This is a genomic window from Magnetococcales bacterium, from assembly GCA_015228935.1.
In the GTDB taxonomy this organism is placed as follows: Bacteria; Pseudomonadota; Magnetococcia; order Magnetococcales; family DC0425bin3; genus HA3dbin3.
The window spans coordinates 20,148-33,289 of sequence record JADGCO010000013.1; the positions used below are offsets into that span (position 1 = coordinate 20,148).

Sequence of the window (13,142 nt, forward strand, 5' to 3'; positions counted from 1 at the left end):
ATCCGGACAGGATCATCCACTCCACACACATCAGGTGAAAACCGGAAGCAGAAACTACAAATCCCGATAATCCGGCCCGCTGCCTCCTTCGGGAGGTGTCCAGCGAAGGGTGTCGCCTGGATCCTTGATGTCACAACACTTGCAATGGAGACAATCCGCTGCCTGGATGGGCACCGGCATGCCGGGGCGTGCGGGCAGACGATAGACACCGGCGGGACAAAAACGGGTTTCCGGATGGACAAAAGGATTGGCAATCACTGCTGGATTTTCACCCGGAACCTGTCGTCGCAGCAGGTGCAGTGGCTGATCCGGGTCATGGCGGATGCCACTGCCGGCCAGGGCGGCAGGACGGTCCAGGACAAAATCCCCGTCTGGTGGTGACCAAGCAAAAACCGGACAGGTTTTGGCGGGACGAAATTGTTCCCGGTCGTGGCGCTGCCAGCGCCAGGTCCAGGGTGACCTGCCCTGGGTCCACGCTTCCCAGGCCGCTCCGAGCCAACCAGCACTTTGCCCGGCGCGAAAACCGGGCGGAACATTACGCACCAGGCGCAGACGGGTCATCAGCGGCGACCGATGCAGGGCATGCGGCCAGGCGGCCAGACCCTGACGGGAAAAATCCCCCCGGGCAAAAAGATCGCGCACGACCTCCGCCGCCAACAGGCCCGACTCGATGGCGTGGCCAATACCCTGCAACCGGGCGGCATCGAACAGACCCAGTGCATCCCCCACGAACAAGCCCCCATCGCACACCGGTTCCGGCAGACTCTGCCACCCCCCCAGACTGATGGTGCGGGCACCGAAGGCCAAAAATCGCCCGGCAGCGAGAATGGCACGCGGCACAGGGTGTCGCTTCCAGTTCTGGAACGCCCGGAAAGGGTCAAACCAGGGATTGTGGTAGGCCAAAGTCGTGGCAAACCCCACTGCAACCCGTCCTTCCCCGGCGGGATAGATGAATCCCCCTCCGGCAATATCGCCGGGCAGGGGCCAGCCCAACGTATGCAGGAATGGCCCGGACCAGGCCCGGGGCACCTCCCATAACTCCTTGAAACCCAAGGCATAGGTCGGAGGGGAACAAGTGCGCCGCAACTGGAAATGATCGATCAGAATTTCACTCAACGATCCGCGACACCCTTCGGCCAGGATGGTGAGGGGTGCCCGGATGGCCACACCCGGCTGAAAACCCGCCTTGGGCTGCTGCCGGCGATTGCGTCCCAGGTCACCGGTGATCACGCCGGCCAGCCGTTCACCCTCCCAAAGGGGGGCCACCGCCGGAAAACCGGGAAAAAGATCCACGCCCACCGCCGCAGCCCGTTCCGCCAACCAGCGGACCAGACGCCCCAGGGAGAGATACCTCTCCCCCAGATGACTCCAGGCGGATGGCAAAAACAATGGCCAGGATTGTTTTGCGGTCAGGTAAAGCAGGGATTCGGCCTGCACCAGGTCTCCCAGGGGCGGAGGTGGAACGACTCCCGCCGCCGCAACCGAAAAAGGGGCCAGAACCCCGGGATCCACCAAGGCACCCGCCAGCGCATGGCCGCCCATGCGAGCCGCTTTTTCCAGGAGACAGACCCGCAGATGCGCATGCTGCGCCAGGGACCAGGCCGCTGCCAGACCCGCCGGCCCACCTCCCACCACCACCACGTCGTAGTCCAGGGTCTCACGCATGAGCGCGGGCCTGATCATCGTCCCAACAAAACCGCATCACCACCGGATCAGTAGAGGTTACCGATGGAGCTGCGCCGCCGCCGATTGGCCAGAATCCCCCCACTGATGAACCCAAAGGCCAGGACACCAGCCCCCGCCAGAAAAAACTGGGTCAGCGACTGCCTCTCCAGGGCATTTTTTTCTTCGGCCAGTTCCTTGGATTGTGCTTCCAGGACCTGGACCCGTTCGGTAAGATGCTTGTTGGACTCTTCGAGATTCAGGGCGTTTTCGGAAACCTTTTTGACCCGTTCCAACTCGGCCTCCAGCTTTTCCTGGGAGCGCAGGCGACCTTTGACCTGGCCCAGTTCGAGGCGCAGGGCATCGCGTTCCCGTTCGGCTTTGGCCCGGGACTCTTCGGCCTCGGCGACCCGCATTTTTGCCGGAGGTTGACGGGAAATGGTATTGGTCAGCATCCACCCCTCCTGACCGGATTCGGTCCGTACCCGGCTCCACCCTGTTTCACCCTCCTGGAGATACTCCAGGCGGGTACCGGTACTCAGGGACTTGATCACCTTGTATGTGATATCCTCGCCACGGCGCAGGGTGCTGAGACACTCATCGGCGACATACCAGGTTTCGGCCTGGGCAGGCAGTACCGCACCCCAGATGACAATCACCAGCCACGGGACAACCACTGGAGACAATTTGGTCACTTTCATGGAACCTCGACCTGGTCGGAAAAAACTGGACGAAACAGGATAAAATTCGGCAAACCGGGGTGCCCCCGGAGGATGACCAAGACACAAGACCAGGCAGAATGATGAACCCCGATCTATTTGCAGTCTACGGGAAACCCACACCGGCCGGCAAGGAACCCGGCCCTTCGCCTACCAGAAAGCGGGAGAGATTTTCATGTCCTTGAATGAACAAGTGGGAAAGGCACGTGTCCTGATCGAAGCCCTTCCCTACATGCGGCGCTTTGAAAAACGCACCTTCGTCATCAAATATGGCGGTCACGCCATGGTGGACGAAAGTTTGAAACGCACCTTTGCCCAGGATGTCATACTGTTGCGGCAGGTGGGGATTCATCCCATCGTGGTGCATGGTGGTGGCCCGCAAATTGGCCGGACCATGGACCAGATGGGCCTGAAATCCCACTTTGTGGATGGTTTGCGGGTCACCGACGAAGCCACCGTCAATGTCGTGGAGATGGTGCTGGCCGGCAAGATCAACAAGGACATCGTCAACCTGATCAATCAGAACGGTGGCCGAGCCGTGGGCATTTCCGGCAAAGATGCCCGCACGATCCAGGCCCGCAAACTGTCGCATGTCCGGCGGGGCGAGGCCATGGCCGTTCCGGAAATCATCGATCTCGGCTGGGTGGGCGAAGTGGAACACATCGATACCCAGCTTCTGACCCTGTTGAAGGAATCGGACCTGATTCCGGTGGTGGCCCCGGTCGGGGTGGGGATCAACGGTGAAACCTACAACATCAATGCCGACCATGTTGCCGGCCATCTGGCAGCCGCCCTCCAGGCCGAAAAATTGATCCTCCTGACCGATGTCGCCGGCGTCCTGGATGCCGAACGCAACCTGATCGAACAACTGAGCGCCACGGAAGGACTCTCCCTGATCGACAAAAAAGTGATCCAGGGGGGCATGATCCCCAAAGTGGAAACCTGCCTGCGCGCCTGCCGGGAGGGGGTCTCCGCCGCCCACATCATCGATGGCCGGGTTGAACATGCGTTGTTGCTGGAAATTTTCACCGACAAGGGCATCGGAACCCTGGTACGGTAAAAGGAGATGATCCATGGAAGCTGTTTCGACTCTGGTGTTGTTCATCGTGGTCCTGGTTCTCATCCTGGCACCGCTGAGCGTCCGGATTGTCCCCCAGGGTATGGAATACACCCTGGAACGCTGGGGACGTTATTCCCGGACCCTGGTGCCGGGCTTCAACGTCATCATTCCCATCTTCGACCGCATCGGTGCCCGCCTGGATATGCGGGAACAGGTCCTCGATGTCCCTTCCCAGGAAGTGATCACCAAGGACAACGCCATGATCCGGGTCGATGGGGTGCTGTTTTTCCAGATTCTGGAAGCCGCCAAGGCCGCCTATGAAATATCCAACCTGCAAAACGCCATTCTCAACCTGACCACCACCAACATTCGCACGGTGATGGGCTCCATGGACATGGATGAACTGCTCTCGCGCCGGGATGAAATCAACTCCCGCCTGTTGGGGGTGGTGGATGAAGCCACCTCCCCCTGGGGCATCAAGGTGACCCGCATCGACATCAAGGACATCACCCCGCCCAAGGATCTGGTCGAGGCCATGGCCCGACAGATGAAAGCCGAACGGGAAAAACGGGCCGCCATTCTGGAAGCCGAGGGCATTCGGCAGGCCCATATCTTGCAAGCCGAGGGAGAGAAGCAGGCCGCCATCCTGAAAGCGGAAGGCGAAAAAGAGTCCGCCTTCCGGCAGGCCGAGGCCCGGGAGCGTCAGGCCGAGGCCGAGGCCCGCGCCACCCAGCTCGTCTCGGAGGCCATTGCCAAAGGGGATGTCCAGGCTGTCAACTATTTTGTGGCTCAAAAATATGTGGATGCGCTTGGCAAGATTGGCACCGCCAACAACCAGAAGGTTCTCTTCCTGCCCCTGGATGCTTCCGGTATCCTCGGTGCCCTGGGAGGCATTGCCGAGCTGACCCGGCACTCCCTGGTCAACCCGGCCCACCAGAAAATGTCCGGACCTGACACCTGATGGATCCTGTACAACACCCTGCGCCCGTTTGCCCCGATATTTCCGTTTCCGGCACCTGAATGGATCGATCCCTGCAACTTGAAACCCTTTTGACCCACCTGCAACACTGGCACTGGTGGATTGCCGCCGTGATCCTCGTGATCATGGAGGTGACCCTGCCGGCCTTTTTCTTTTTATGGCTGGGGGTGGCGGCAGCGGTGACCGGACTTTTGGCCTTGTTGTTTCCCGAACTGGGCTGGAAAGGCGAAATGCTCTGCTTTTCCGGTCTCTCTCTGGTCAGCATTGCCCTCTGGCATGGCGTGATCCGGCGTTGCCCCACCCCGACGGATCTGCCCAACCTGAACCGGCGGGCCGCCCAGTATGTCGGACGGGTGCTGACCCTGGATACCCCCATTGTCCATGGCTCAGGTCGTGTCAAGGTGGATGATTCATTGTGGAAAATTTCCGGTCCGGACACTCCCGCGCACGTCCAGGTCAAGGTCACATCCCTGGTCGGCACCACCTTGACCGTTCAGCCCCTGACTGCGGCGCTCAGCCAACCTGGCCCGCTTGAGGAACAATCCGGCCCGGATTAGACGGGCATTTTTCCGGATCTGTCCCTTCTGGACCATGCCTGTTTATCGATTCTCAACCCTCTGCTTTTGGAAATGGACGTGTTTTGATGTCCACCATCGTCTCCACAGACCAGCAACCCGTCACCAGTGTGCAAGATTTGATCGCCTATATGGAAGCCGGCTGCAAACCCCGCTCCCAATGGCGCATCGGCACGGAACATGAAAAATTCGGTTTCCAACGCAAGGATATGGTCCCCATTCCCTATGAAGGCCCCAGAGGTATCCGGACCATCCTGGAGAAAATGGCCGCACGGTTTGGCTGGCACCCGGTGCATGAAAACGGCAATCCCATTGCCCTGCTCCAGGGGCAGGCCTCCATCACCCTGGAACCGGGCGGCCAACTCGAACTCTCCGGTGCCCCCCAGGAAAACATTCACCAGACCCAGGCCGAGATCAACACCCATCTGGACCAGTTGGGCGAGGTGTGCCAGGACCTGGAGGTCGCTTTTGTCGGTGTGGGTGCGCAACCCAGGTGTCGGCGCGATGACATTCCCTGGATGCCCAAAGAACGCTATCGCTTCATGCGCGCCTACCTCCCCACCCGGGGAAACCTGGGTCTCGACATGATGACCCGTACCGCCACCGTCCAGGCCAATCTGGATTTTGGCAGCGAGGCGGACATGGTGGGCAAGTTTCGTCTGGCCCTGGCCCTGCAACCGCTGGTCACGGCTCTGTTTGCCAACTCTCCCTTTACCGATGGGCGTCCCAACGGCTTCCTCTCCTACCGGTCGGAAATCTGGCGCCATACCGATCCCGACCGGTGTGGATTTCTGCCCTGGGTGTTCGCCAACGGATTCGGTTTCCAGAAGTATGTTGACTATGCCCTCGATGTTCCCATGTTTTTTTATTACCGGGACGGGCACTATCAGGATGCCGGCGCGGCACCCTTTCGGGAGTTTCTGGCCGGTCGTCTGCCCACCCTGCCGGGCCAGTATCCCACAGTCGCCGATTGGAACCTCCATCTGACCACGCTCTTTCCGGATGTCCGCCTCAAACATTTTCTGGAAACCCGGGGGGCGGACGCCGGCAACTCCGCCAATCTCTCTGCCCTCCCCGCCTTCTGGAAAGGGGTTCTCTACGATGACCAGGCCATGGCCGAAGCCTGGGAACGGGTTGCAGACTGGACCCTTGAAGAACGGGCCGCCATTCATGCCCAAACCCCACGTCTCGGTCTGCGCACGCCCATTCCCGGTCACCGTACCCTGAAGGATCTGGCCATGGCCATCCTGGAGACTGTCCGGGCCAGCCTGAACCGGCAGGCCGTCAAAAATGCCGACGGCTGCGACGAATCCATCTACCTGCAACCCCTGTTTCGCGTCGCGGAAAGCGGCATCACCCCGGCGGAAAAACTCCTGAAAGCCTACCGCACCCGTTGGGGACAATCACTCAATCCGCTGTTTCGGGAAGAGGAGTTTGAATCCTTCTATGCCCGGTGCCGGAAGCAGTAGAATCTCCCAACTTTCCCGCCACCTGATGTGCCACCAGGTCCAGCACCCGTTGCACGGATTCGGCACCAAGCACCTCGTAATAGGGACCTCTATCGATACGATAATCGTCCTGGCCACTCTGGATGGCACGCATTTTTTCAACGAGATCCGATGTGGCATGAAAGCGATTTTTTTCCGGAAGATCCAGATGATTGCCAATAATACTTGATGTGGAATAGAGAATCTGACGGCCAAAAGTTGCTGCTTCGAGAATTGTTGTTGAAAAATCGTGGATGCAGATTCCGGTCTGGATGATCACGTCATTCAATGCATATTCGGATGCCGGCAGGACATTTGCGGCCAGAAAGCCGTGTTCCACCCATATGGCGATACTCTCCTGCAAATCCTGCGACGGATGGGGGCGATAGTAAAAATCCCCCCGGTCGATCTTCAACAACCCGGCGGCTTCCTGCATCTGACGAACAATCTGTTTCTTCATGAAGGAATCAAAATAGGTGATCGGATAGCGCAAGGCTGGGGCATGACCGGTCTCTGCCGAGGGGAGGAACACTTTCCAATTGCCCACAATCCGGAGATGTTCAGCCTGGTAACCGCTGTCTTCGAGGAATGCTGCCATCTGCTGACGTCCATACACGCCGGTCAACAAAGGGGTCGTGAATCCAAGCGTGGAATAGGGATTTTGCCCATACACCGCATACTCATAGTTAGGCTTGAACAGGGCAAAGCCATGGATCAATCCCAGAGTGGGTATGGAGCGGGCCAAGGCAGCAAGAATGACTGCCCGGGCAAAAGGCCCTGTTTCATAGGTCAGGATGATATGCCGAAGTTGGTGTTGTTTCAGAAAATGATGGGCAATATCGAGAAAAAAACGGGCACCGTAAGGCAACAGGGACCTTTCGGCATAAGCAATCAACAGATTCAGGGATTCCTGGAGAAACGGAGAGAGACCCGCCAGCGTGACAGGTCGCGGAGAAGGTGTTTGCAGCCGACGCCATAGACCCTTGACCACATGGGCCAGGGTGGCATAATCCTCAAAAAATACGCCATGTTGGCTACGACCTTGTCTGTGGCGCAGGACATCGAAAAATCCAAAACGTTTTTTCAGGGAACCGTAATAGGGCGTTTCCAGATAAAATGGCGTCCAACCTTGCCTGCGCAGACCCTGTTCCAGGGGACCCAGTTCAATATCCTGACCACGACGAAAATGGCGAGGAATGGTCACCAGACAAACATCCCCCCGGGAACCGGATTTTCTTGTCAGCCATTTCGTGATTTTAAAGTAAAAAAACTTCAGAATGAATTTGACATCATCACGCCACGGCGACGTCATGGCACACGGAAAGGCACCGACCCGCACGGCCTCGGCAATAAACTCGCGGACCGGGATGGTCAACCCTTCCCGACGGGCAATATGATCGACGCGCAGAGACAAATAATAGAGAGGAAACAGATAAGACGGCATGAATTGCCAAAAATTGACTCCATCAAAGGTAAATTTCTGGCAAACCTCCCTGGTACCACTCAGAAGGACGGTGATATCCCTTCCCCAGGCAAGATAGGGTTCCGGGGACTCTTCATACCGTTGGCCATCGACTTCAATGGCAATGGAATCCAGTTGGTCATGCCAGATCAATCGCAACATGCCACCATCAAATCCGTGCTACGCATCCTTTTTTTTGGTAACCCGTTTGCATTTCTTGGGTTTCGTCTCGACCTCAGCACCAGACGCCGTTTCGGTGTCAGCGGCTTTTTTGCGGGTTCGTGTTGCTTTCTTTTTGGTTCCACTCTCCGGGATGGGATCGGGAGCTGCGGATTGTTCGGCTTTCATCTCCTGATCGACCATTTGGGTGGCCTGAAACCAATGTTTCTCACCCTGGCCATCGGGACGACCCGACTGTTCCCACAGATCATGCGCCTTTTGACGAATCCGCTCTTCACGACTGAGTTTGTTCATCGGCAACCCCCCTGTACAATGGATCGAAACCGTCTCGATATTTGAGTCTGCCTCCTGTTTAAGCAAATTCCTTGCCAATAGCCCTTTGAAAAAAAGATGTAACTATTCAGCTTCCCCAAAAAAAACGTTTGAAAAACTGGGATGGAGGTCCAGGAGGAAGGGCTGTGCCCTTCCTCCTGGCGGGGTTTGGGGCGGAGCCCCAACAAAGTCTTTCTTATCAGACCCTTTTTTTGCAATGGTTCTGAATAGATACAAAAAGATTTTCTTTTCAGACCGGTCTCTCTTTGGCCAGCATGGTGACCATGGCCAGGAAGCGTGGATCATCGAACAATTGTTCCAGATCCACGGAAATTTTGCGTTGCCAATTGGGATGTTCATTGACCGTGCCGGGCATATTGACCTGGTGGCGCTGGCCGACGAGATCCTCCAACTGGACCATGAGGAGCTTGCCTGGGGTTTGGGCCATGAATTTATAGACCGCCCGGGCCAGTTCCGGCGACCAGGGGGGCAGGCCACCTTCGGCAGGGGACGGAGGTGTTTCCAGTTTGCGTTTGGCCAGGGATTGGAGCAGACGCTGGCGATCCAGGGTCCGTTCGGCACGCACCCGGTCGGCCAGGGCCTGGGTGGGATAAATGTCGAGGCGCTGTTTTTCTTCCAGATCAACCCCCTCCCAGAAACCGGCGAAAGTGGGCAGGTCATGGGTGGTGACAGCCACCAGGGAGAGGTCATTGTAAGCCGCTGGATCCAGAAAGTTGCCCTGACCATCCCGTTCAAAATAGAAGAGCCGATAGGAGAGAATACCGGCCTCACCGAGACGTTCCCGAAAACCATCCGGGACGGTTCCCAGGGCTTCGCCGATGACCAGGCACTGATTGCGTTGGCTTTCCAGGTTGACGATACCCAGAAGATCCTCGAAAGGATAGCGCACATACCCCCCGTCGGCGGCGGTGCCGCCTTCCGGGACCCAGAAGAGGCGCGTCAGACTCATGACATGGTCCAACCGCACGGCCCCGGCCCTCTGCATGGTGGCCCGCAGGGTCTTGGCAAACGTCTGGTATCCTTCGATACGGGCCATGCGGGGGTTGTAGGGGGGCAGACCCCAATCCTGGCCCTTGGGATTGAATTCATCGGGTGGGGCACCGATGCGGGCCGAGCCGAGATATTTGTCCTGGTTGGCCCAGAAATCGGCACCATTGACCTCCACGCCCAGGGCAATGTCGGCATAGAGTCCCACGGCCATGCCTCGTTCTTTGGCCTGCTGATTCACGGTCCCCAATTGTTCATCGGCGATCCAGTACAGATATTGGTAATACTCGACCGCTTCGACATTGTCGGCGGCAAACCGGATCACCTCCGGTGAATCGGGACGTCGATAGGGAATGGGCCACTGATTCCAGGAGTGGACACCCTTCTCTCCCTTCGAAAAATGGTCATCCAGGACATTGAACAGGGCCAGATGGCGCAAAGCATCGCCGCGATCTGCCTGGAAGGAGCGGAAGGCCTTGCCCCGTTCACTCGGGGAATTTTTGCCCTCCTTCAGGTGTTGTTTGCGGAAGGTGGCGTACAGTTCCCGGAGAACCTCTCCCTTGATCCTTGCCACACCTGGATAATCCACCATATCGGCTTTGCGCAGACGGGTGATTTCGGATTTGGTGGAGGCTTTGTCGAGTATTTTACGGGCGGCGGGGGATTGCTCCAACTCCGGTATGGCTTCCGGATCGATGTAGATGGGATTCAGGAAGGCGCGGCTGTTGGGTGAATAGGGGCTGTAGCGATCTGGATGGTTGGGGAAAAGGGCATGGAGGGGGTTGAGGCCGATGATGCCTCCCCCCTGGCGGGCCGTGGCCTCGACCAGATTGCGCAGGTCCGTAAAATCGCCGATCCCCCAGTTGCGTTGTGAGCGCAAGGCAAACAGTTGCGGACTGAAGCCCCAGGTGCGCCGGTCTTTGCCCTGCAAGGTTTTCGGCAGGTAACACTTTTGCGGAACGATGATGACGGCCATTTTGGCCAGACCGTTCACGAGACCACCGCCCTGCATTTCCAGCCGGTGATACCCCAAAGGCAGATTGAGCTGGGGCGGCAGCGTCAAATGCCGTTGCTGCAAACCATGACCTTCCAGCGTGCGTTCCGCCACCAGGGGGAGGTTTTGCGGGAGACACTTTCCGGAATGGAGGGTTCCATTCTCTTCGACCAGGACCCATTCAATATTTTGTTCAATCTTGTCAGCCCGCACCACCAGGGCAACAATCACTGGTTTGCCGACGCCATGCACGACCACCACGGGTTCCAGGCCCCGTCGCCAGGGCTCTTCGGCCAGTTGGCGGCGACTGGCCACGATCTGTTCCCGGTTTTCAGCCGGCAGACCCATGGCCCGCAGAAAGGAGCGCATGGTCTGGAACGGAATGGCCCGCCAATCGCCATACAGCGTCCAGTAACCGGGTTCCAAACCCGCCTCTTCGGCCAGTTTGTTGAGTTGTTCCAGATCATCGGCGGCGTCGGCAAGCGGCACGATCCCGCCATGCACCGGGGCCATTTCCACGGACCGTTTGACCCGTTCCAGGACGGCCAGAGTGCGGGAGTTGAGGCGATAATCGCTTGCGGAGGTAAAACGTTGGCCGTGACTCAGACCATTGCCCTGACTGGTGTCGATCTGGACCTGCCACTCTTCGTCGATCTGGGTGGCGGGCAGGGTCCAGGTCACTTCGGCACCGTCGGCATTGCAGATGACCAGGTAGGAATCATCGCCCTGGACTTCGCCGCACGGGGAACGATCACAATCCCCGGCCACACCGCTGATCATCATTCCCAGGGCTTTGTTGGCATGATTTTCCCAATCCGCCTGAACCATTTCCCGGCCATCGGGACGCAACCAGACGATATCCCGGATGTTGGTACCAGGAATGTTGCCACCGGTCAGGTACCGGTTGCGCCGGAAGACCCGATGTTGCTTGCGCAGGGCTATGACCCGCTGCACGAAAGTTTGCAGCTCGCGGTCTTCCGGGGTGATGCCTTCCCAGTCGATCCAACTGATTTCGTTGTCCTGACAATAAGCATTATTGTTGCATTTCTGGGAGCGGCCAAACTCGTCACCCGCCACCATCATGGGGGTTCCCTGGGAGAGAAAGAGGGTGGCCAGGAAATTACGCATCTGGCGCAGGCGCAACTGGCGTATGGCCGGATCGTTGCTGGGTCCTTCCTCACCGTGATTCCAACTCAGATTATTATCGGTACCATCGCGATTTTCTTCGAGATTGTCCAGATTGTTCTTCTGGTTGCAGGAGACCAGATCCCGGAGGGTGAAACCGTCATGGGCGGTGATGAAATTGAGGCTGGCCCAGGGGCGGCGTCCGGCATGTTTGAAGGCATCGCTGGAGCCGGTCAGGCGGGAGGCCAGATTGCCGACCATGCCCCCATCCCCTTTCCAATAGCGGCGCACACCGTCCCGGAAGCGATCATTCCATTCGGACCATCCGGGTGGGAACCCGCCCACCTGATGTCCATCCTGGCCCAGATCCCAGGATTCGGCGATCAATTTGACCTTGGAGAGGACCGGATCCTGGAGCATGGCCTTGAAAAAGCCGGAGTCGGCATCGAAGCGGCCATCGCCCCGGCGGGCCAGGGTGGGTGCCAGATCGAACCGGAAACCATCGACCTGCATCTCTTCGACCCAGTAACGCAACGAGTCCATCACCAGTTGCAAGACACGCGGATGATGCAGATTCAGGGTATTGCCGCAGCCGGTGTAATTCTGGAAATAGCGTTTGCCGCCCGGTTCCAGGCGATAGTAGACGGCGTTGTCGATGCCCCGGAAACTGATGGTCGGCCCCATCTGGCTCCCTTCGGCGGTGTGGTTGTAGACCACATCCAGGATCACCTCGATCCCGGCATCGTGCAGGACCCGCACCATGGTTTTGAACTCTTCCACCTCCTGGCCGGGGGTGGCATAGCGGGGATGGGGGGCGAAATAGCCGATGGGACTGTAGCCCCAATAGTTGGTCAATTTTTTCTTGACCAGGTGCCATTCGTCGAAAAAGGCCTGGACGGGAAGGAGTTCGACGGCGGTGACACCCAGGTCCCGCAGATGGCGCACCACGGCGGGAACCGTCAGACCTGCGTAGGTTCCCCGCATCCGTTCAGGCACGTCCATATGGCGTTTGGTCATGCCCCGGACGTGCAGCTCGTAGATGATCGTGTCAAGCCAGTGGGCACGGGGGCGGCTGTTTTCTCCCCAGGAGAAGGCCGGATCGATGACCCGACACTTGGGAACAAAGGGGGCGCTGTCCCGGTCATCGAAGGAGAGATCCTCTTCCGGGTCACCATGGCGGAACCCGAACAGGGCTTCATTCCAGCGGGTCGTGCCCTGCATGGACCGGGCATAGGGATCCAGAAGCAGCTTGTGATGATTGAAGCGATGGCCGGTTTCCGGGGTATAGGGACCGTACACCCGATAACCATACAGTTGGCCAGGGCGTACATCCGGCAGGTAGCAGTGCCACGCCTGATCGCTGTATTCGGTCAGAAGTATTCGCTCTGTTTCCCGCATGCCGCTGGAATCGAACAGGCAGAGTTCCACTTTTTCGGCATTGATGGAAAACAGGGAAAAATTGACTCCCTTGCCATCCCAGGTCGCTCCCAACGGGTATGGCTGACCTGGCCAGACACGCAACTTCCATTGGCTCACGTTTTTCTCTCCCCCCCACGGGACCGGTCAGAAACCACTCCCC

Annotated in this window: 9 protein-coding genes; 4 read left to right on the plus strand and 5 right to left on the minus strand. The window is 58.3% G+C overall.

Annotation, left to right across the window (positions count from 1 at the left end; all coding sequences use genetic code 11):
- Positions 1-54: 54 nt before the first annotated feature.
- Both HQL65_05470 and HQL65_05475 read right to left on the minus strand, forming a co-directional pair.
- Entirely contained in the window at positions 55-1,665 is a 1,611-nt protein-coding gene (locus HQL65_05470) for a 4Fe-4S dicluster domain-containing protein (protein ID MBF0135670.1), read from the minus strand.
- A gap of 47 nt (positions 1,666-1,712) precedes the next feature.
- Positions 1,713-2,363 carry a TIGR04211 family SH3 domain-containing protein gene (locus HQL65_05475; GenBank protein MBF0135671.1) on the minus strand — a complete coding sequence of 217 codons (651 nt, stop codon included), beginning with the start codon at positions 2,361-2,363 and terminating at the stop codon, positions 1,713-1,715.
- A gap of 193 nt (positions 2,364-2,556) precedes the next feature.
- Here HQL65_05475 and argB point away from each other — a divergent pair, with 193 nt between their 5' ends.
- From argB to HQL65_05495, 4 genes are all read left to right on the plus strand, one after another.
- A complete protein-coding gene (argB, locus tag HQL65_05480) occupies positions 2,557-3,441 on the plus strand; it encodes an acetylglutamate kinase (protein ID MBF0135672.1) in 885 nt (294 codons plus the stop codon).
- 13 nt (positions 3,442-3,454) lie between these two features.
- Positions 3,455-4,402 (plus strand): SPFH/Band 7/PHB domain protein, encoded by a 948-nt coding sequence (locus tag HQL65_05485; protein ID MBF0135673.1) that lies wholly within the window; start codon positions 3,455-3,457, stop codon positions 4,400-4,402.
- A gap of 59 nt (positions 4,403-4,461) precedes the next feature.
- Entirely contained in the window at positions 4,462-4,977 is a 516-nt protein-coding gene (locus HQL65_05490; protein ID MBF0135674.1) for an NfeD family protein, read from the plus strand.
- Positions 4,978-5,063: 86 nt separating this feature from the next.
- Positions 5,064-6,464 carry a glutamate--cysteine ligase gene (locus HQL65_05495; protein ID MBF0135675.1) on the plus strand — a complete coding sequence of 467 codons (1,401 nt, stop codon included), beginning with the start codon at positions 5,064-5,066 and terminating at the stop codon, positions 6,462-6,464.
- Here HQL65_05495 and HQL65_05500 read toward each other — a convergent pair.
- The 3 genes from HQL65_05500 to glgX form a co-directional block, all read right to left on the minus strand.
- The gene (locus HQL65_05500; protein MBF0135676.1) at positions 6,403-8,106 is read right to left on the minus strand and encodes a hypothetical protein; all 1,704 of its coding nucleotides are present in this window, start codon (positions 8,104-8,106) and stop codon (positions 6,403-6,405) included. The two genes, HQL65_05495 and HQL65_05500, sit on opposite strands and share 62 nt — an antisense overlap.
- 18 nt (positions 8,107-8,124) lie before the next feature.
- Entirely contained in the window at positions 8,125-8,418 is a 294-nt protein-coding gene (locus HQL65_05505; GenBank protein MBF0135677.1) for a DUF2934 domain-containing protein, read from the minus strand.
- A 268-nt stretch (positions 8,419-8,686) separates the two neighbouring features.
- Positions 8,687-13,099: a glycogen debranching protein GlgX gene (gene glgX / locus HQL65_05510; GenBank protein MBF0135678.1), complete on the minus strand. Its 4,413-nt coding sequence runs from the start codon at positions 13,097-13,099 to the stop codon at positions 8,687-8,689.
- Between the last annotated feature and the right edge of the window lie 43 nt (positions 13,100-13,142).